Origin of the sequence: Pseudomonas graminis, from assembly GCF_001705435.1 — a bacterium.
Taxonomy (GTDB): Bacteria; Pseudomonadota; Gammaproteobacteria; order Pseudomonadales; family Pseudomonadaceae; genus Aquipseudomonas; species Aquipseudomonas graminis_B.
The window spans coordinates 86,818-106,938 of sequence record NZ_MDEN01000054.1 but is presented as its reverse complement, the minus strand read 5'-3'; the positions used below and the strand labels follow the sequence as shown (position 1 = coordinate 106,938).

Here is a 20,121-nt window from a genome sequence, read left to right as displayed (position 1 = left end):
GCGGCTCATGCGCCCTGCCGCGTTACGGCGGTAGCTGGACTGTCTGGGTTGACCAGGGCCGCCAATGCATCAGCGATGCGCCGGGCACCACGGCCATCCACCAACAACCTCGACTGTTCGGCGAAGGACCGGCGTAAAGCGGCATCACCCCACAGCTGCCCGATCGCATCACGCAAACGCCCGGCCTCAAGCTGCACATGGGGCCCGAGGTACACATGCACACCGGCCTCGGCCAGCAATTGCGCATTGAGCTGCTGATTGTTCGCCACCGAAATACAGATCGTCGGCAAACCCAACGCCGCGCGCTCCCAGGTGGTGCCGCCGCCGGCGCCGATAAACAGATCGGCCGCCTGCATCAGCGCGAAAAAATCACCGGTCAGCGTGTGCAAATGCCACTCAGGCCGAGAGGCTGCGAGATCGCTCATCGCCGCCCAGTGGGGGTTGTGCAAACCGGCGACGAAATCCACCTGCAGATCATCGAAGCCTTGAAGCGCCAGCATCGTGGCGTACACCTGCCCGGCCGCATCGAAGCCACCGAAGTTGACCAGCACCCGTTCGACACGCGGCTTGATCGCGATGGGGTCGCACTGAAACTCGTCGCGCAGCAGGGCAAATCGCGGCCCCAGAAACGCCTGGCACTCACGGTCGATCCAGGGGGCGTAGGGCTGATTCAGCGCCTGCGCGCTGTAATTCTGGTCGAGCAACACTTCAACCGAATGGGGCCGGTTGGCCAAGTCGTCGATCGCCATCACTCGATCGGCGAGACCGCGCGCCGCCGTTTCCCAGCGTGCATCCAGACCGTAATGATCAACGATCAGCCAGTCAAAGAGGGGCTCATCCTCAAGCTCTTCGGCCAGGGCAGACAGGTCCGCCTGCCAAGGCAACGCTGCTTCGATGTCCTGGTCTTCCTGCGCGCCATAGCGTGCCGGCAGGGCGTAGGCAACATAGCCCTGATCCGCCAGCCGCTGAAGCAGATGCCCCGGCAATTCGCGGCAGGCAAAGCGCACATCGGCGCCATCTGCACGCAGCGTGTTGGCGAGCGTGAGGCAGCGGGCGATGTGGCCGCTGCCGATGGTCACCGAGGCGTCGGCGCGGATCAGTACGCGCATCATTGCAGCTCCCCACCGGCCTTGAGCGCGGCGTACAGGTATTCCGCGCGCAACCAGTCTTCCGGGCTGTCGATGTCCTGCACCAGATGCCGGGGCAGAATCACCGGCAGGCTGAGCTCGGAAAACACCGTGTCGCCACGCCGCCAGGCGTCGCTGCGGCCCCAGTAGAACTGGCCGGCGTCCTGATAGGCGACGGGCAGATCCTGGGAACGCACGCTGCGAAATTCCGGGTGCATCGCGCACAGGCTGCCGTCGCTGTCGATCAACAACGCACGCTGCACCGGGAAGCCGAAGCTGCACACCGAGAACGCATAGGATTTTGCCGCATCGGCTTCGAGTACTTCCAAGCCATGACGCAAATAACGCGCCTGCAACAGCGGCGCGGTGGCGTAGAGGCAGCAAGCGTAATCAAAGTGCTGATCAAGTGCGCAAAGCGCGTGTTGAATCACTGCCGCCGTGCCAGTGAAAGCGTCGGCCAGGTCCGCCGGGCGCATGAACGGCACGTCAGCGCCACAATCGCGGGCAACATCAGCGATTTCTTCGTCGTCGGTGCTGACCACGATCTGATCAAACACCCCGCTCGCCCGCGCAGCACGAATGGAATACGCGATCATCGGCTCGCCGTTGAACAGCTTGATGTTCTTGCGCGGGATGCGCTGACTGCCGCCCCGTGCGGGGATGATGGCGACGGCGCTCATGCTCGTGGGCCTGTCATGGGTTCGTTCGCATCAAGTGGCCGCCGGGCGCGTTTCGCCGAGCAAACGGTGAAGCTGTTCAACAACGTCATCCTGCTGCGCTTCGGTCATCGCCGGGTACAGCGGCAGGCTGATGGCTTGGGCGTAATAAGCCTCGGCTTCGGGGAAATCACCCGGGTTGAAACCCAGGTCGCGGTAATAGGGCTGCAGATGGACCGGGATGTAGTGCACGTTCACGCCGATGCCTGCCCCGCGCAAGCCTTCGAAGACTTGCCCATGGCTCAACGCAAGCAGGTCGGTCTGCAGGCGCACGACGTACAAGTGCCACGCGGAATCGGCCTCAGCCTGAAGGGTCGGCAAGGTCAGCGGCAGGTCGGCCAGCAGCGTCTGATAGCGCGCCACCAACTGCCGACGCCGGCCCAGAAAACCGTCGAGTTTGTTCAGCTGCGACAGCCCCAGTGCCGCCTGCATGTCGGTCATGCGGTAATTGAAGCCCAGCTCGACTTGCTGGTAATACCAGGGGCCGTGGCTGGGCTCGTCCATCTGCCCCGGGTCACGGGTCATGCCGTGGCTGCGCAGGCGGCGCAAATGTTCGGCCAGTTCAGGGCGATTGGTCAGCACCATGCCGCCTTCGCCGGTGGTGACGATCTTCACCGGATGAAAGCTGAACACCGTCATGTCGGCGAATTCGCCGCAACCTACCGGGCGCCCCGCATAGTCCGCGCCCACCGCGTGGGAGGCGTCTTCGATCACCACAAAACCGTAACGCCGGGCCAGTTCGCCGATGGCGCGCATGTCGCAGCTCTGGCCGGAAAACGCCACCGCCACCAGCACCTTGGGCAGCGTGCCGTTGGATGCCGCCACTTCAAGCTTGCGCGCGAGGGCGTCGGTGTCGAGGTTCCAGGTCAGCGGGTCGATGTCGACAAAATCCACATCGGCGCCGCAATAGCGCCCGCAATTGGCCGAGGCCAGAAACGTATTCGGGCTGGTCCACAGCCAGTCGCCCTGCCCCAGTCCCGCCGCCAGACAGGCAATGTGCAGCGCCGCCGTGGCGTTGCACACGGCCACCGCGAAACCGGCTTCACAGCGCTCGGCCATGGCCGCTTCGAAGCGTTCGAGGGTTGGGCCCTGGGTCAGCCAGTCCGATTTCAACACCTCGACAACGGCGTCGATGTCGGCCTGATCAACGCTCTGCCTGCCGTACGGAATCATGGCTGGACGTCAACGTGCAGCTCGCCGATCTGGCGGATCGACAGGAAGTCCGGGTTGGTGTCGGAGCGGTACTCGAAGTCGTCGTGAACCGCTTTGCCCTGCGCGCCGGTGGCGTCGACGGCGAAGTCGGTGTCGACGTTGTTGAAGCGAATCGACGGCACGATGGTGTAGTGGTCGTCGAATTCCAGGGTCATGCGCGCGTCGTCCTGGGGCACCATCAGCTCGTGGAGTTTTTCCCCGGGACGGATGCCGACGATCTTGTGCGGCAGGTCGGGGGCCATGGCCTGGGCCAGATCGACGATGCGCACCGACGGAATCTTCGGCACGAACACTTCGCCGCCGTGCATGCGCTCGAAGCTCTGCATGACGAAATCCACACCGTGGTCGAGGGTGATCCAGAACCGCGTCATGCGCGGGTCGGTGATCGGCAATTCAGCCGCCCCACCCGCCAGCAGCTTGTTGAAGAACGGCACGATCGAGCCGCGGGAGCCGGCCACGTTGCCGTATCGCACCACGGAAAAACGCGTCTGCTCCTCGCCGCCGATGTTGTTGGCGGCGACGAACAGTTTGTCCGACAGCAGCTTGGTGGCGCCGTACAGATTGATCGGGCTGGCGGCCTTGTCGGTCGACAGCGCGACGACCTTCTTCACGCCGTTGGCGATGGCCGCCGAGATGATGTTTTCGGCGCCATTGACGTTGGTGCGGATGAACTCGGTCGGGTTGTATTCCGCCGCCGGCACATGCTTGAGCGCCGCCGCGTGGACCACGTAATCGATGCCGCGCATGCCCTGCTGCAAGCGATCGGCATCGCGCACGTCGCCGAGGAAATAGCGCATGCAGGGCGCGTTGAATTCCTGCTGCATTTCGTACTGCTTGAGTTCATCGCGGGAGAACACCACCACGCGCCGGGGCTGATAACGCGCCAGCAGCGTGCGGATGAACATGCGGCCGAACGAGCCGGTCGCGCCTGAGATGAACACTGATTTGCCGTTGAACATGACGTAGTCCTTTAACCCGGAGGCCTTAAGCGAGCAGCTCGGCCCAACTGGAACCGTCGGCCTGAGCGAGGGTGAAGCCCTTGCCGGTCAGTTGCAGATTTTTGTTGTACGCCAGGTCGTGCGCAAACGCCCCGGACCATTTGTCTTGCAGCGCGGCCAGCGCCTGTGGCGCGTCGGGCAATGCGCCCGAATGCACGAACTGCACGTGAGGCGTCCACACCGTCAGGTACCCGGCCTGGGCCACCTTCAGGCACAGGTCCACATCGGCGAAGGCGTCGGCAAAATGCCCTTGATCCAGGCCGCCGACGTCATCGAACAGCGCCGAGCGCACCATCAGGCAGGCGTCGGACACCGCCGAATAATTCTGATCCAGCAACAGTCGGCTCATGTAGCCCGCGGCGTCTTTCGCTTCGCCGATGAAGGCCGAACCCACACCGCCGTCCATGCCGAGGATCAAACCGGCCTGACTGACCGTGCCGTTGCGTTCGATCAACTTGGCGCCAACCACGCCGACTTCCGGGCGCATCGCCTGATTGAGCAAGGCGTCGATCCAGTTCGGGCTGATGACTTCACCGTGGGCCGAGAGCAGCGCCAGGTATTCGCCGGTGGCCTGTTCGCGCAGGGCGTTGACCCGCGCTGAATGACTCAACGGTTGATCCATGGCGATCACCCGCACGCGACCTTTGTGCTGGCGACCCAGCCATTCGCTGAGCTCCGCCGAGACACTGTGATCGTCCGCGATCAGCACTTCGTAATTCGCGTAGCGCGTGCGCAACAGGACACTCGCCAGGCAACGCTGCAGCACGGGCAGGTCGTCAACGCCATGGACGACGATCGACACCAGCGGGCGCTGGATGTGGCGGTAGTCGATGCGCCAGGTACCCGGTGCTGCCGGACTGATCTGGGCTTTGAAGCCGCGATTGTTCAGGTGCCGGGTCAGCGCCAGGCGTTGCTGGGCGTTTTCTTCCAGCGGTTGCGCGTCGGTGACCAGCAGCGGCTCGTCCAGATGCGCCAGCCAGCCCATGCCGCCCTGCTCGATGATGCGCAGCAGGAGTTCGAATTCGGCGGCCTGGGCGAAGTCGGCGGAGTAACCGCCGGCCTCAACCAGCACGTCGCGGCGGACCAGCCAGTGGCGGGACATCAGCGTCGGGTTGCTCAGCAACAGGTCGAGGTTGAAGCCCGGGCGCATGACGTGGGTCAGCGCACCGCTGGCCTCACGTTGAACTTCATCGGCGAACACCGCGCGGCAGTCAGGCGCGGCCTGCAGTTCCAGCGAGGCGCGCAGCAGGCCGCCGGCGGTGAACGCATCACCGACTTCGGCCAGCATCAGCCAGTTGCAGGTGGATTGGCGGGCGATCTGATTGACCTTGTCGACCCAGTTGCTCTTGCTGACCTTGACGAAATGCAGGGTGTTTTGCGCGCTGGTCGCCGCCGGTGGCTCGCCGCTGGTGAACACCACGACCTTGAAGGTCTTGCAGTGGCCTTCGACCAGGCTGTCCAGGGTGACCTGGAGTTTGTTCATGTCATCGTCGAGGTCCAGCAACAGAATGCCGAACTGCGGTCCGCCGCCGAGGCTGTCGATGCGGCTGAGGATGGCTCGTGCGTCGCTCGGGCTCGGCTGGCGTGCGTCGAGCCACTGCAACAGCTGACCCGATGGCATGTTGGCGAGGGTCACGCGATGGTCCTGGCGCTGGACCGAATTGAGGCGCTGCAACCAGCGCGACATTTCCAGCGCTTCTTCGGGGTCACCCTGGCGCGCCATGAGACCGGCGAGGGGCTCGACGATGTACGGGTTGAAGATGTTCAGGGCCATCGCTTCCCACATCCGGTTGGCGATGGTTTCGGGGTTGTCGTTGCCGTGGCTGCGCAGCAGCACTTCGTGCTGAACCCAGGTCCCTTCGAGCTGTTCCATCTGCAGCTTGCCGGCCGGCAGCGCGTGGATCAGAAACTCGATCTCGGTCAGCACGTCGAAGAAGGCCTGGTTGTAAAACGGCATTTCGACGAACTGACGGGGACCGAACTGGCGGTCTGCGGGTTTGAACACATCGTTCCAGCGCGACACCACGATGCTGGTCAGGCCCAGGGAACGCTGGTCTTCGAGACAGGCCTGCAGGGCGGCGTAGGCCTTTTTGACCTGCTCGATGCCGTCGGCTGCATTCAGCTCACCGTGGGTGGTGATCAGGGCTGCCAGAAAACTGGCGAATTCGTGGCGCTCGAGGACAGCTGACGGATCGCTGTCACTGAGCTTTTTCAGCATGTGAGTCGGGCGGTCGGAGAGCCGGTGGTTGAGCTCGCGGACCACGTAGGGGATCGGCAGGGTCCGCGCCTTGGCGGCCGAGAGCAGGAAGTAGGCGTGACCGAACTCTTGCAGCTCGCCACTGACGCCTTGGGGCAGCGCGGCGAACCATTGTTGTAGCAGCGCCGTGCGAGTGACGGCGTAGAACGGCGGAATGTAGTGGTCCATGAAGCTCAGGACGCGCTCGCCGCGGTTGTCGGCGGCGAAGTCTTCCTGGCCCTTTTTGTCGCGGCGGAAGTATTCGACCTTGTCGCCGTGGGCCTGGTACATCAGGCAATAGCCGTGGCAGAGGCCGTAGTCCGGGTGGGTCGCCAGAAATTCCACCGACTGGGCCAGCGCGTCATGCATCAGAAAATCTTCGTCGCCCACGAACGCCATGAACGGCGTGGTCACTTGGGTCACGCCATGGACGATCCTGCTCAGGACACCGGTCTCGGCGAACTGCGGCACGTGGCGGTAATCCACCTGCGGGAACAGCGCGGCGATGTCGGCGGCTGACTGCTGCGAAGCATCCAGCACCAGCACGTGGGCCGACGAGGAGCTGTAGTACTGCAATGTCCGGCGCAGGAGTGCGGGCCGGTCATGGGTGAGGACCACAAGCGTCAGTTGGGCATCGAGCGGCATGGTGTTTCCCGGAGATGAATGAGGGTGCATTACGTTTTCCCTGTGATGCGGCCAAGCGTCAAAAAGATGATCAATGGCGATATCGGGGAGACGAAGCAGGAAGCACGCCAACTCTGGATGGCGGGAACTGCGCGCAACGGGCAGGATGGGCTTTAGCCGGGAAGGAGGCTGGCGATGATGCGGCGGACACCGGTCATGTGGGAGTGAGCTTGCTCACGAAGGAGACATCTCTACCGATGGATATTCGGCGGATGTGCCGGCTTATTCGCGAGCAAGCTCGCTCCCACAAGTTCTTGACCTGCCGGAAGATCGGCGACGTCTGGATGTTCGACAAGCGCTGGGGCCGTCCTGGCGTCACGCCGCGGGATTGAGGGTGCACATGCAGGCCCCTACCCTGCTGAAGCCGGTCCCACTAAAACAGCGCAGTTAATCCGCCAGCCAGCCGTTGACCCAGTGCTGAAGGTTGTCGCCGCGCAGGACGTAGTCGCGCATGACCACTTCTTTCAGCTCATCGCCCATGCGGTAGCTGGCGTCGGGGTCGGCCAGGTGCATGCGGATCGCTTCGAGCCATTCGGCGGTGCTGTTGGTCATAACACGAGTACATGGCAGGTAGCCGTCGTAGGCCCGGGTGTCGGTGCAGATCACCGGGTAGCCGCAGGCGCCGTATTCCAGCAGGCGCAGGTTGCTCTTGCAGTCGTTGAAAATGTGGTGCTCCAGCGGCGCCAGCGCGAGGTCGAGGTTCAACGCCGCCAGTTTCGCCGGATAGGCCAGCAAGCCCACGGACGGATGGAACTCGTGCACGTACGGGCGCAACGACTCGGGGCACATGCCGAAGAACACCCACTCGACCTGATCGGCGAGCTCGCGCACGACCTCGGCGATGATCTCCAGATCCCCGGCATGGCTGGTCCCGCCGCCCCAACCGACCCGAGGCTTTTTCGAAGTGCGGCGCTGGCTGCGCAGGCCGGTCCAGAGTTGCGACGCCAGCATGTTCGGCACCACGCGGATGTCGTGGTGCATCCCCGACAGTGCATCGGCCAGCGTCACCGTCGAGACCACCACCCGATCACAGAGGCTGATGCCCAGACGCACCATCGCTTCCATGTTCGATGGCATGCTGCGCAGATGGCCGTTCTTTTTCGGCACGCTGATCACGTAGTCGTCCAGCTCGTAGATGCGCCGGGCGTTGGAGTATGCCTTGAGGCTGGCGACCTGATCGATGGAATTCTGGCTGTAGCGGCACTGCACAATGATCACGTCCGGCGACTGACGCTCCAGCTCGATGATCGACGGCAGGTCGTAGCTCATACGTCCGCCGATTCGGCCGTCGGCCTCCAGTTCCAGAAACGGCTGGGACACGCGGTAGTGACCCACCGCCGTGCTGTTGACCGGGATCGCCAGCACATTGGGCAAACGTCGCGATGAATAAGGGTTCCAGCCTTTCTTCAGGCCGGGTTCCAGGCTGTAGAACGAACCGGTCAGGCGCAGGTTGGGGTTGTAGGCCGGGTCACGGGCGAGGATCGGCAGCCAGCGTTTGTAGAAGGCATGCTGATCGTCGACCTGGGATTGTTTATCGCGCAGCTGTTCCGCCGGCGTCGAGGCGCCGATCGCCAACACCGCACGGGGTGCCCAGACCACCAGATGACCGGACTCCCGTACGCGCAGGCAGAAATCCACTTCGCTCAGGCTGCCGCTGAACTCGTCGCCGTTCAGGCCGCCGAGCTGCTCGAACAACGCGCGCCGCACCAGCAGACAGTGCCCGCCCACCGCGCTCAAGTCCTGGGCCGCCTGCAACCGCAGCAGATGACCGGGCGCGTGCAGTGGCTCGCCAAAAAACGCAGGGCCGGCCGGGCCGTGGTAACCCAGAATCAGCCCGGCCTGGAGAATGTAGCCTTCGGGGGTGAACAGCTTGGCGCCGACCACGCCCACTTCTTCGCGCCGCCCGTGATTGACCAGTTCGCCCAGCCACGCGGAATCGGCGACCACCGCATACACACTGAGCATCAGCAAGTGCTCGCCCCGGGCATGGCCAGCGGCGAAGTTGCGCACGTCGGCGCCATTGCCCTGCCCTTCGTAATGCAGGACGCGCAGGGTGTCGCCACCGATCTGCTGCATGTCCGCCAGCCAGGACCGAGCCTCCGGCTGTTGACTGGCGCAGTCGACGATCAGCACTTCGAAATGATCGTAAGGGGTCTTCGACAGCAGCGACTCGACGCAGCGCTGCAACGCCGCCAACTGGTCCTGATGGACGATGATGATCGAGACGAGCGGACGCGCGTCACTCAGGTATTCCACGTGATTGAGCCACTGCCCTTCCACCTCGTGCAGCTGATGAGCAATGCCCATGCGCTGCAGATGTGCGCGGAGCACCGGGGCGTTTTGCGCCATGACCTCATCCAGCGCCAGCCACGCCTGAAACGGGAACTGCGACTCGACGAGGATTTCCGAAACGTGCTGAACCACCACGCCGTGGGCTTCAGTCAGGCGCCAAATGGCGTCATGGGGCGCGAGTTCGCCGTAGGCCGAATCGAAACCGCCGAGCCTGACCAGCGCATCGATCTGAAACGCCAGAACGCGACCGACGTAGGGATAACTGCGCAGCAGGTCGAGGTTGAAGTCAGGCCGGAACACCGGCTCGGCCGATTCGCCTTCGTGCAACGCGCCTTCGTCGCCGTACAGGCACAGCACGTCAGGCGAGTGGGCCGCGCGTTCGGCAAGGATCAGCAACGCGCAATCGGTCAGCCGATCCCCCGCCCGCAGCAAGTAACACCAGTCGCCGCGCTCAAGCTGGGGCAACAGGTCATTGAGTTGCGCCAGCCAGTCGGGCTGCAGCGGCAATGTGAACACGCGGCCGTCGAGCACGGGCGTCTCGCAGGCGCTGGACAGCACCAGGGTCAGTTCGGCGGCATACAACTGTGCGTCGAGACTGCCAAGGGTCATGGCGACTCCGGCGGCACTGGCATGCTCGTCGAGCACCACCGCCACCATCTTCGGCTGCGACGGCCAGGTGGCGACGTTATCCGCCACGCGCAGCCGATCGGCGCCAAACAGGGTTCGGAAGCTCAGCCACTGCTGGTACAGCTCGGCAAAACTTTCGCTGTCGGTGCCGACTCGCCACGGCAAGGAGGCCTGTCGGTCACCGAGCATGCGGCTGAGGGGCAGCTCTTGCCAGACGCGAGGCTGCACCAGCGCCTCAGTCAGCGGCACAAAGCGCACCCAGCCATATTCGGGGGCATCTTCGCCGGTGCGCGCCTTGAGCATCTTGCCCAGCCATTGCCGCTCGTCGCTGATCAGGTCCCTGACCCACTGCTGGCGGCTCAAACGGTCCGGGTGCAAACGTTCGGCGCTGAGGACATCGTTGAGCATGACCATGTTGCCGCGCTTGAGCAGGCACACGTAGAGCACGAAATCCACCAGCGCGGTGAAGCCCTCGCCGACTTCCCTGAGCGCCGGCAGAATCACCTGCACGTCGCTGCGGCGCATCAGTGAGCTGCTGAATCCGCCGAGAAAGTTGGTGGGCGAGATATCGAACACCGAGAGCAGGTCGGCGCCGTAGAACACCGAACTGGATTCGGCGAGCGGCGCGTTCTCGATGCGCACCGGCAACTGAACGTCCTGGGGGTCGCAGAAATAACGCTGGGCCAGCACCAGGCTGACGTCGTCATGCTCCACCAGAATGCTCGCCTGACGCGCGACGGCCGCCGGAAACAGCCGATCGTCGTCGCAGAAGAATTTGATGAACTCACCCTGCGCTTCCTGCAGGCACACCAGCAAGTTGCCGACGAAGCCCTGACGCCTGGGGTTGCGCACATAACGCAGCGGGACCGGGCTTGAGTCGAGGTATTTTTCGACCGTGCGCTGGATCTCGTCGGTCGCGCTGTCGTCGCAGACCACCACTTCAAGGGGCCTATAGGTCTGGGCCAGGGCGTCCAGCAGGGCTCGCTGGAAAAAGCGCGGGTTGTAGGCGGGAATGACGAGGCTGACGAGGGGAGCTGAATTCACGGGCGGGACTCACGAGCGGCGCCGCACCCCGGGGAGAGGATCGGCATAACCGCTGACAATACGGTTGACGCTCAACGGTGGCGACACCTGTTGGTCAGGTGTCGCGCGCCGCTGGGCCGATTACAGCTTGCTGAACAGGTTCAGCGCGGACAGTTGGGTGAACACCAGCTGCGAGGCTTGCAGCATGGTTTTCTGCAGGGTCAGACGGGCGATGGCATCGACCGGGTCGGACGCGGTGATCGTGCCCGATTCGGTGGTGCCGTTGTCGATCATGGTCTGGTTGGTCACGCTCTGATCGGTCGCGGTCTTGGCCCGGGCACCGCCTTCGCTGGTGGCATTGATGATCTGCTCGGCCGCACTTTTCAGGTTGCCGATGGTGGAGGTCATCGTGGCCTGCAGTTTCTGCTGGGCAATCGGGTCGCCATCGACCTTGCCGTTGAGCGCCGTGATGACCTTGGACAAGGTGTTCAGCACGTTCTGGCTTTGCTGGGTCGAAGACTGCGCGGTGAACTGGTCACCTGCCGCCATCGCCGGCGGCGTGCCGCTGAAGGTGAAGGTCACGCCGGAGGCCGTCGCCGTGTTACCGCTCAGCGTGCCGGTGGACACCGCTTTGCTGGTCGCCGGGTCATAGGGCGCTGCGTACAGATTGAAGTTGGTGGCATCCGTGAAGCGCACGACAGCGCCGCCCGACGGGAAGGTTTTGTCGAACGCGGCCTGATCGGTCACCACCGAGCTGGTGATCACATCGGTCGAGGTGTTGGCCGGCAGACGCGAGGTGCTCACGGTGCTGGGGGAAACACCCAGCTGGAAGGTGTGGTCCTTGACGGCCGCGTCGGCGGCGCTGGTGCTTGCGTACTGATCTTTGGTCAGGTTGATGTTCAGGTTCAGTTCCAGGCCCCGGAAGGTGATGGCCTGGTTCGCCGAATTGGTGGACGCAAACTTGCCCGCAGCCGACGCCTCACCTGTCACATCCTGGTTGTTCTTGTCCAGGATGGTATAGGCCGTGCTGCTGGTGAAGGAGATCTTGTAAGGCTGACCGGCGGTGAAACTGGTGTCGTAGGTGGCAGCATTGCTGACGCTGCCGCCGGACAACGAGATCACGCCGTCATCCGCGCCAGCGACCAGGGTCGTTGAGGTGCGCGTGGTGTTGGTCGCTTGTTCGAATGCATCCCAGCCGGTGGTGTTGCTGGCCATGGAGATGCCGGTGCCAACGGCCAGCAGGTTGCGCGTCTGGTCGCCCTGATAGCTGTAGGTGCCGTCGGAGCTGACGGCGTATGGCGCGGTGGTGCCCTTGGACCCGGAGAACAGGTAGGTGCCGTCGGCGTCCTGGCTGTTCATCAGGCCGAGAATCTGCCCCTGCAACTCCTTGAGCTCGGAGGCGTTGGCCTGGCGGTCCTTGTCGGTGAACGAGGTGTTCGCCGCGCCCAGTACCAGCTCTTGCGCGCGCTGAATCGCCGAGGTGATCGACGTCAAGGCCGTCTCGGTCTGCACGACGGTGGTATTGATCGTGTCGATGTTGGATTTGTACTGATTGAGCATCGTGCCCTGCTGCTGCAACTGCAGCACACGGCCCGCGCCGACCGGATCATCGCCGGCGGTGTTGAGCTTGACCTGGCTGGCCACTTCGTCACCGGTTTTGGTGACGTTGGCGTAACTGCGCGAGTAGTTCGTGGCGCTGGTTTCGTAAAACTGGGTCGTTGAGATACGCATGGATTACGATTCCTTAAAGACTGTTGATCAGCGTGCTGAAAATGGCTTGAGCGGCTTTGATGATCTGCGACGAAGCGGTGTAGTACTGCTGATACTTGACCAGGTTGGCGGCTTCTTCATCCAGCGAAACACCGGAAACGCTGTCGCGCGCACTCTTGGCCTGGGTAAGAACAGCGGTGGTGGCCGTCGAATCATTCTTGCCCTGCGCCGCCTTGCTGCCGACGGTGGTAATCATGTTGGCGTTGGCGCCGCTCAGGCTCATACCCGTGCCATTGCCGGCTGCGCTGTCGAGGGTCTGTTTGGTCTGCAGGGTACCGACCGAGGTCGCGTTGCGGTTGTCCAGAGACCCGGCGCCAGTCATGGCGATGCTGTAGGTGTCGCCACTGTTGGCCGAGCCGGCGAGGGTCATGCCGAACTTGAACGACTGCGCGGTGCCCGACGAGTCGGTGTAACCCACTTCCAGACTGATGTCGTTGGACTGGCCTGGAACAATTGAACCCTTGATCGCATTACCAGATTTGTCTTTGACCTCGGCGCCCTGTGCATCGACCAGCGAATAGCTCTGAGCACCATTGGTGACATCGCCCATGAGCAAACGCATCGGCGTCGAGGCCGTCAGCGCGTTTCGCAGATCGGCCGTCGCGGTCGGGTTGTAGATGTCGGCCTGGGTCGACAAGACAGGCTGGGTGAACGTGCCCGAGCCTTTGCTCACGATGGAGCTGCCGGTCAGCGGACTGGCAGAGGCGATGGCTTTCGGGTCGGTCATCACCACCTTGATACCGTCGGCACCGGTCTTGGTCGGGCTGATCTTGAAGCTGTCACCCTCGGTGGAGGTGCCATTGAATTTCAGCGAGAAGCCGTCGATGACCGGCGCAGTGGTGGCGCTGGTGTTGTACGAACCCATGTCCCTGCCGTCCGGCAGCCGCTTGACGCTGTACTGGCCGCTGGCATCGGTGAAGGTCACCTGATAATCGTTGGTCTGCAGCGCGCCGCTGTTGGCAATGGACACCGCGAAGTTGCCCGAAGACTGATCGTTGGTGGTGTTGGCAAGGCTGCGCTGGCTGGTCAGGCTCGGGTCATTGACGCTGATAAACAGGTTGCTGCCGAAGTTGCCGTTGGCGTCCACACCCTGGTTGAGCTGGCTGTTGATCTGGTCGGAAGCGACCACCGCCAGACGGCCCAGCTCGCTGGCGGCCGGCTGCAGCACGTCGCTGCGATAACGCAGCAACCCGCCAAGCGAGCCACCGGTTACCACACTGGAGACATCAACTTCGTTGTTCTGATATTTCAGTTTCAGCGCATACACGCTGGGGTCGCTGTCACTGGGCACGGCGCTCAGGGTATTGGCGGTGGTGCCGGTGACCAGCGGCTGGCCGGTGCCGATGTACACGTCATAGCTGCCGTTGTTTTCAACGACCTTGGCGCCGACCAGTTCATTGAGCTGACGTACCGCCTCGGTCCGCGAATCGAGCAGCGTGTTGGGCTGACCGCCGGAAGCCTGGGTCTCGGTGATCTGCTTGTTGAGGACGGCAATGGACGACGCCAGTGCATTCACCTGCCCTGTTGCCGTGGTCAGTTGGGTATTGATGCTGGCGTTCTGGTCCTTCATCTGCGCCGAGATGGTGTTGAACTGACCGGCCAACGCCGATGCACTGGTCAGAAATGTCGTGCGCGCAGCCGTGTCAGTCGGCCCGGACGCCAGAGCGCTCAGGTCAGTGAAGAACTTCGCCAGCACCGTGCTCACGCCGGTCGAGCTGTCGGACAGCATCGAGTCGAGCTTGCTGGCCTGGCTCAGGTACGCGGTGGCGTCGGCGTTGAGCGATGTGCTGGTCTGCAATTGGTTATCGAGGTAGCCGTTGTAGATGCGGCGCACGTCGGACAACGTCGTACCGGTGCCGATGAAACCGACGCCGATGTTCTGCTGAGCCCCGGCGGCGGTCATCACTTGCTGACGCGAGTAGCCCTGCGTGTCGACGTTGGCAGTGTTGTTGCCGATCGTCGTCAATGCTGCGCTGCTGGCGGTGAGTCCCGAAAGCCCGATTGAGATCAGTGACATGGTTCAAACCTTATAAAGTCGTGGAAGAGCCCGAGGCGGATGCGTAGGTCTGGTAACTCTTCATCTGTTTCGCTATCTGAGAAATCTTGCTGGCATAAGACGGGTCGGTTGCGTAGCCGGCCTTCTGCAGCTCTTTCACAAACTGTTCCGGGTTATCGGCGGATTTCAGGGTTTCTTGATAGCGATTGTTGTTCTGCAGGAAGCTCACCAGGTCGTGGAAGCTGCTGGCGTACGAGTCGTAGGCGCGGAAGTCCGCGGTTTCCTTGACCATCTGGCCGTCGCGGAACTCGCTGGTGATCGCACGGGCTTCCGGCCCTTTCCAGCCGCCCTGGGCCTTGATGCCGAACAGGTTGTGGCTGCTGCCGCCATCGGACTGACGCATGATCGATTTGCCCCAGCCGGTTTCCAGCGCCGCCTGGGCCACCAGCACGCTCGGATCGACACCGATGCGCGCAGCGGCGTCCTTGGCCAGCGGCATCATCGTGGCGACGAAGTCATCACGGTTGGCGAATGCACTCTTGCCCGGCGCGAGCGGCGTCTGCACGCGGCTGCGCACATAAGCGTCGGCGTCGGCGGCGTACTGCGGCCCGACCGTCCAGTCGCCATTTTCCTTGGAACCTGCGCTTTTCGCGGCGGCCACGGCATTGGAGACGGCAATGCGGTTCTTCAGTGTGGTAGCGCTGGTGCTCGCGTCCTGGCCGGCGGCGGTGGCGGTGTTCGGGACGATGCCGGCCATGATGCGGTCGCTGAGTTTGCTCGGCAGCGACAGGCGACGGGAATTGAGCGCCGCCACGTCGCTATGCACGGTACCGTCGCCGGCCTCCGGCGCGGTCACCGAACGGGTGGCCCACAGCGGACGCTGGGCAATGCGCGTGGCCAGGCCGGCCTGTGCAGGCGCGTCGGCTTTGCCGTCGGCCTTCGCCTCCGTTTTGCCGCCGGCGACAAGCCCGGTGCTGGCCGGCGCGATTTCGGCACCTTTGTTTTTCGACAGCTGACGCATGAGCACGTCCTGCAGACCAATACCGCCACCCTCGCGCGACATGCTCACCGACAGTTGCTGGTCGTACATGTCCTGATACTGCCGCGTCGCCGCGGTGTTCATCGGGTTGTCCTTGGCCAGCACTTCGTTGGCCGAACGCATGGCCTTGAGCATCTGGCTGACGAACAGCGACTCGAATTCCTGCGCGACTTTCTTGAGGTTGCCCTCGCTGTCGCGATCACCGGTTTTCATGGCGGTCAGACGGTTGAGGTCGGTATACGCCCCTGAATCACCTGAACCTGCCTTTGAGACAGTCGTGCCGCCGCTTGGAATGCTCATGAGTCCGCCCTTAAATCACGATCAGGTCGGCTTGCAACGCGCCAGCCTGTTTCAGTGCTTCGAGAATCGCCATCAAGTCGCCTGGCGCTGCGCCCACCTGGTTAACCGCTCGGACAATTTCATCCAGCGTGGTGCCCGGACCGAACTTGAACATCGGGTGCATTTCCTGCTGGGCGTTGATCTTCGAACGCGGGACCACAGCGGTCTGGCCGTTGGAGAACGCGCCCGGCTGGCTGACCACCGGATCTTCAGTGATGGTCACGGTCAGGCTGCCGTGGGTGACGGCTGCCGGCGAGACCTTGACGTTCTGGCCGATAACGATGGTGCCGGTCCGCGAGTTGATGATGACTTTGGCGGAGGTCTGGCCCGGATCGATTTCCAGGTTTTCCAGCACCGACAGGTAATCAACACGCTGGTTGGGGTCCAGCGGCGCGGTCACCCGCACAGAGCCGCCGTCCAGCGCTTGAGCGACGCCAGGGCCGAGCATGTCGTTGATCTTGTCGACGATGCGCTTGGCGGTGGTGAAGTCGTTGCGATTGAGGTTCAGGGTCAGCGAGTTGCCCTGGTTGAAGCCACTCGGCACGGCACGTTCAACCGATGCGCCGCCCGGGATACGGCCGGAAGACGGCACGTTGACGGTGATCTTCGAACCGTCGCGGCCTTCGGCATCAAAGCCGCCGACCACCAGGTTGCCCTGGGCCACGGCATAGACGTTGCCGTCGATACCCTTCATCGGGGTCATCAACAGGGCACCGCCGCGCAGGCTTTTCGAGTTACCGATGGACGACACGGTGATGTCGATCTGCTGGCCCGGCTTGGCGAAAGGCGGCAGGTCGGCGTACACGGCCACGGCCGCGACGTTTTTCAGCTGCACGGTGCCAGAACCTGACGGCACCTTGATGCCGAACTGCGAGAGCATGTTGTTGAAGGTCTGCAGGGTGAACGGCGTCTGGGTGGTCTGGTCACCCGTGCCGTTGAGCCCCACCACCAGACCGTAACCGATCAACTGGTTGGTCCGTACGCCGGAAATGCTGGCGATGTCCTTCAGGCGCTCGGCGTGGGCGCCCAGTGCGGTGGTGAACAGCAGCGCTGCCGCTATCAGTTGCTTGAACGTGATCATGGCTATCCCGCTATCAGAAAGGGAACAACGGGCTGAGGAAGAATCGGTCGAACCAGCCTGGCTGACTGGAATCGGCAAACGCGCCTGTACCGGAATAAGTGATGCGTGCATCGGCGATACGGGTCGACGACACGGTGTTGTCGGTGGCGATGTCGTCGGCGCGAATCAGGCCGGCGATGCGCACCAGTTCGTCACCGGTGTTCAGGGTCATCCACTTCTCGCCGCGCACCAGCAAAATGCCGTTAGGCATGACGTCAGCCACGGTCACGGTGATCGAGCCGGTCAGGCTGTTGCTCTGCGCGGCCTTGCCGTCGCCCTTGGTGGCGCGGTCGCCGGTGTAGCCGGCGTCCAGGCTGAGGTTGCCGCCACCGACCGGGTTGTTGGTGCTGACGCCAGCGCCAAACAGCGAGGTCAGGCCAAGGCTGGTTTTACTGGTCTTGCTGATCCCGGAGCTGGCGGCTTTGCTGGCGGCCATCTTCTCGGAAAGCGTGATGGTGATGATGTCACCGACGCGATAGGCCTTGCGATCGCCATACAGGTTTTGCTCGAAACCGGCCTGATAAATCGATCCGTTGCTGGCCGCTGAAGGCAGCGGCGTGCGCGGCAACACCGGCGCGTAATAAGGGTCATTGGGTTTGGCCGCAGGCGCAACGCAGCCGGTCAGCAGCGCGATACCGCACACAGGAGCTGCCAACAGGGAAAGCCGCAATACAGAGAGCCGTTTCATGACACTTAAAACCTCGCGGTGTAGCAGGCGTTTTTCAGGCGCCCCTCGTAATTGATCAGGTGTTTCACAGCAGGACATCAGGCGTTTCAAGAGCGGTTTACAGGTTCTGGGTCACGTACTGGAGCATCGAGTCAGCGGTCGAGATCACTTTGGAGTTCATCTCGTAGGCACGCTGGGTGGTGATCATGTTCACCAGTTCTTCGACGGTGCTGACGTTGGAGTTTTCCAGTGTGTTCTGCTTGACCACGCCCAGACCGTTGAGACCCGGAGTACCGACCTGCGGAGCGCCGCTGGAAGCGGTTTCCAGGTACAGGTTGCCGCCCTGGGATTGCAGGCCGGCCGGGTTGATGAAGTCGGCGGTCTGCACGTTGCCGATGATCTGTGGGGTCGCGGTGTTGGCCGAGGTGGTGATCGACACGGTGCCGTCTTCGCCAACGGTGAAGGTCTGCGAGTCTTGCGGCACGACGATCGCCGGCTCCAGCGCGTAGCCGTTGGCGGTCACGATCTGGCCGTTGCTGTCCAGGTGAAACGTACCGTCGCGGGTGTACGCCAAGGTGCCGTCAGGCTGACGGATCTGGAAGAAACCGCGGCCGTTGACCGCCATGTCCAGCGGCTGGTTGGTGGTCTGCAGGCTGCCGGCGGTGAAGTTTTTCTGGGTGCCGACGATGCGCACACCGGTACCCAGTTGCAGGCCCGATGGCAGCTCGCTGTCCTGAGTGGACTGGGCGCCTGGCTGACGCTTGATCTGGTAGAGCAAGTCCTGGAATTCCGCGCGGTCGCTTTTGAAACCGGTGGTCGAAACGTTGGCCAGGTTGTTGGAAATGGTCGTCAGGTTGGTGTCCTGGGCGGCCAGACCGGTTTTAGCAACATAGAGTGCCGGAAGCATGTTTGAATCTCCTCGAGCGCCTGTTTATCGGCGCAAGCTGTCAGTCATTAGCCCATTTGCAAGACGCGAGCCATCGACTCGTCATCCTGCTCGGCGGTCTTCATCATCTTGATGTGCAGTTCGAATTGGCGGGACAGCGCCAGCACCGAGGTCATCTCGTCAACGGCGTTTACGTTGCTGGCCTGCAGAAACCCGGACTCGACCTGCACGTCGGCATCGGCCTGGGCCGGCCTGCCGCTCTTGGTGTGCATGAGACCGTCAGGGCCTTTTTCCATGGTGGTCTGGTCGCCCTTGACCAGCTTGATGCGGTCAATCTGGGCCATGACCTGCGGGCTCTCACCCAGCGAACGAACGCTGATGGTGCCATCGGCGCCGATCTCGATCTGCTGCTGCGGAGGCACGGCAATCGGCCCGCTGTTGCCCATGACCGGCAAACCATTGCCATCACGCAACACGCCGAGGGCGTCGATGTTCATGCTGGAGGTGCGGGTGTAGGCTTCACCGCCGTCGGCTGTCTGCACCGCCATCCAGCCATTGCCTTTGACGGCGACGTCCAGATCACGACCGGTGTCGACCATCGCGCCCTGGCTGAAGTCGGTCCCGGGACGTTCGCTCATGGCGTACGCCCGGGACGGGTTGACCTCGCCGAACACGGGCATTGAGCGCGCCTGCTCGAGGTCGCGCTGAAACCCGTTGGTCGAAACGTTCGCCAGGTTGTTGGCATGGGCCTTTTGGGCGATGGCGTTTTCCGACGCTCCGCTCATGGCCACGTATAGCAACTTGTCCACAGTCTTCCTCCTCCGACAGACGCTTGCCGTCTGTAGCTGTACTAAACAGGTCATAGCAATAATCGAACCAGTTTTTCAGCGGTGATACAAAGCGTTGATTCTTCAATGATTCCGGCCGGATTTAGCGGACTGGGATCCGGTTTGAGCCGCTGCGCGACAGCGGACCGCCGGTTTCCTGCAAATCGACGGCAGCGAGCGCCAGAAAACTCTCCATGGGGTGCGAAACTTGCAGCGTTTTGTGAATTCGCTTCAGTCGCTACGGAAAACCGTCATGGGTCTGCGCACCGCCCTGCTCCTTACATTGATTGCCTGCTCGTTTGCCGCCTGGGCGGCGCCGGCACCTTATTTCCTCTGGCAAGGCGCCCACCGCACGGTCTGCGCCCAGACCAGCCCCGGCGAAGGCTGGACGCGGATCAGCGCCGCGTATGTGAAGTCGGATTGCTCGATTTGAGTTGTTTCGTTTGGACCGTGACGGACTGATCGTCTGACACGCCGCCTTCCCGGCTAAAGCCGGTCCTACGTTAGCGTTCACACCCAATCTCACTGATTGCGCGTCGCTTGTGTAGGACCGGCTTCAGCC

15 protein-coding genes are annotated in these 20,121 nt (G+C 62.9%); 2 read left to right on the top strand and 13 right to left on the bottom strand.

Features of this window, described 5'->3' with window-relative positions:
- Nucleotides 1–5: 5 nt before the first annotated feature.
- Genes pseG through BBI10_RS04980 form a run of 5 tightly spaced genes read right to left on the bottom strand, consistent with a single transcriptional unit; the run spans nucleotide 6 to nucleotide 6,934 of the window.
- A complete protein-coding gene (gene pseG / locus BBI10_RS05000) occupies nucleotides 6–1,112 on the bottom strand; it encodes a UDP-2,4-diacetamido-2,4,6-trideoxy-beta-L-altropyranose hydrolase (protein WP_244160313.1) in 1,107 nt (368 codons plus the stop codon).
- Nucleotides 1,109–1,807, bottom strand: a complete 699-nt coding sequence (pseF, locus tag BBI10_RS04995; protein ID WP_065987276.1) for a pseudaminic acid cytidylyltransferase — start codon at nucleotides 1,805–1,807, stop codon at nucleotides 1,109–1,111. The genes pseG and pseF overlap by 4 nt, the downstream gene beginning before the upstream one ends.
- A 30-nt stretch (nucleotides 1,808–1,837) precedes the next feature.
- Complete coding sequence (gene pseC, locus BBI10_RS04990; protein ID WP_065987275.1) at nucleotides 1,838–3,016, bottom strand: UDP-4-amino-4,6-dideoxy-N-acetyl-beta-L-altrosamine transaminase; 1,179 nt, start codon at nucleotides 3,014–3,016, stop codon at nucleotides 1,838–1,840.
- Nucleotides 3,013–4,014 carry a UDP-N-acetylglucosamine 4,6-dehydratase (inverting) gene (gene pseB, locus BBI10_RS04985; protein WP_065987274.1) on the bottom strand — a complete coding sequence of 334 codons (1,002 nt, stop codon included), beginning with the start codon at nucleotides 4,012–4,014 and terminating at the stop codon, nucleotides 3,013–3,015. The genes pseC and pseB overlap by 4 nt, the downstream gene beginning before the upstream one ends.
- Nucleotides 4,015–4,039: 25 nt before the next feature.
- A complete protein-coding gene (locus BBI10_RS04980; RefSeq protein ID WP_244160312.1) occupies nucleotides 4,040–6,934 on the bottom strand; it encodes a glycosyltransferase family 2 protein in 2,895 nt (964 codons plus the stop codon).
- A 14-nt stretch (nucleotides 6,935–6,948) separates the two neighbouring features.
- Here BBI10_RS04980 and BBI10_RS27105 point away from each other — a divergent pair, with 14 nt between their 5' ends.
- Nucleotides 6,949–7,305 (top strand): hypothetical protein, encoded by a 357-nt coding sequence (locus BBI10_RS27105; protein WP_141695120.1) that lies wholly within the window; start codon nucleotides 6,949–6,951, stop codon nucleotides 7,303–7,305.
- 55 nt (nucleotides 7,306–7,360) lie between these two features.
- On the opposite strand, the gene BBI10_RS04975 is transcribed toward BBI10_RS27105, so the two are convergent.
- From BBI10_RS04975 to BBI10_RS04940, 8 genes are all read right to left on the bottom strand, one after another.
- On the bottom strand, nucleotides 7,361–10,936 hold the full coding sequence (locus tag BBI10_RS04975) for a glycosyltransferase (protein ID WP_065987272.1): 3,576 nt from the start codon (nucleotides 10,934–10,936) through the stop codon (nucleotides 7,361–7,363).
- A gap of 120 nt (nucleotides 10,937–11,056) precedes the next feature.
- A complete protein-coding gene (locus BBI10_RS04970; protein ID WP_065987271.1) occupies nucleotides 11,057–12,646 on the bottom strand; it encodes a flagellar hook-associated protein 3 in 1,590 nt (529 codons plus the stop codon).
- A 13-nt stretch (nucleotides 12,647–12,659) separates the two neighbouring features.
- On the bottom strand, nucleotides 12,660–14,702 hold the full coding sequence (gene flgK / locus BBI10_RS04965) for a flagellar hook-associated protein FlgK (protein ID WP_065987270.1): 2,043 nt from the start codon (nucleotides 14,700–14,702) through the stop codon (nucleotides 12,660–12,662).
- A gap of 10 nt (nucleotides 14,703–14,712) precedes the next feature.
- On the bottom strand, nucleotides 14,713–16,020 hold the full coding sequence (gene flgJ, locus BBI10_RS04960) for a flagellar assembly peptidoglycan hydrolase FlgJ (RefSeq protein ID WP_065987269.1): 1,308 nt from the start codon (nucleotides 16,018–16,020) through the stop codon (nucleotides 14,713–14,715).
- A 10-nt stretch (nucleotides 16,021–16,030) separates the two neighbouring features.
- Nucleotides 16,031–17,140 carry a flagellar basal body P-ring protein FlgI gene (locus BBI10_RS04955; RefSeq protein ID WP_065987268.1) on the bottom strand — a complete coding sequence of 370 codons (1,110 nt, stop codon included), beginning with the start codon at nucleotides 17,138–17,140 and terminating at the stop codon, nucleotides 16,031–16,033.
- A gap of 13 nt (nucleotides 17,141–17,153) precedes the next feature.
- A complete protein-coding gene (gene flgH, locus BBI10_RS04950) occupies nucleotides 17,154–17,867 on the bottom strand; it encodes a flagellar basal body L-ring protein FlgH (protein WP_065987267.1) in 714 nt (237 codons plus the stop codon).
- 97 nt (nucleotides 17,868–17,964) lie between these two features.
- Entirely contained in the window at nucleotides 17,965–18,753 is a 789-nt protein-coding gene (flgG, locus tag BBI10_RS04945) for a flagellar basal-body rod protein FlgG (protein WP_065987266.1), read from the bottom strand.
- A gap of 47 nt (nucleotides 18,754–18,800) precedes the next feature.
- Nucleotides 18,801–19,541, bottom strand: a complete 741-nt coding sequence (locus tag BBI10_RS04940; protein WP_065987265.1) for a flagellar basal body rod protein FlgF — start codon at nucleotides 19,539–19,541, stop codon at nucleotides 18,801–18,803.
- Between the two features lie 271 nt (nucleotides 19,542–19,812).
- Between BBI10_RS04940 and BBI10_RS04935 the strand changes: the two genes are divergently transcribed.
- Nucleotides 19,813–19,992: a hypothetical protein gene (locus BBI10_RS04935; RefSeq protein ID WP_065987264.1), complete on the top strand. Its 180-nt coding sequence runs from the start codon at nucleotides 19,813–19,815 to the stop codon at nucleotides 19,990–19,992.
- Nucleotides 19,993–20,121: the final 129 nt, after the last annotated feature.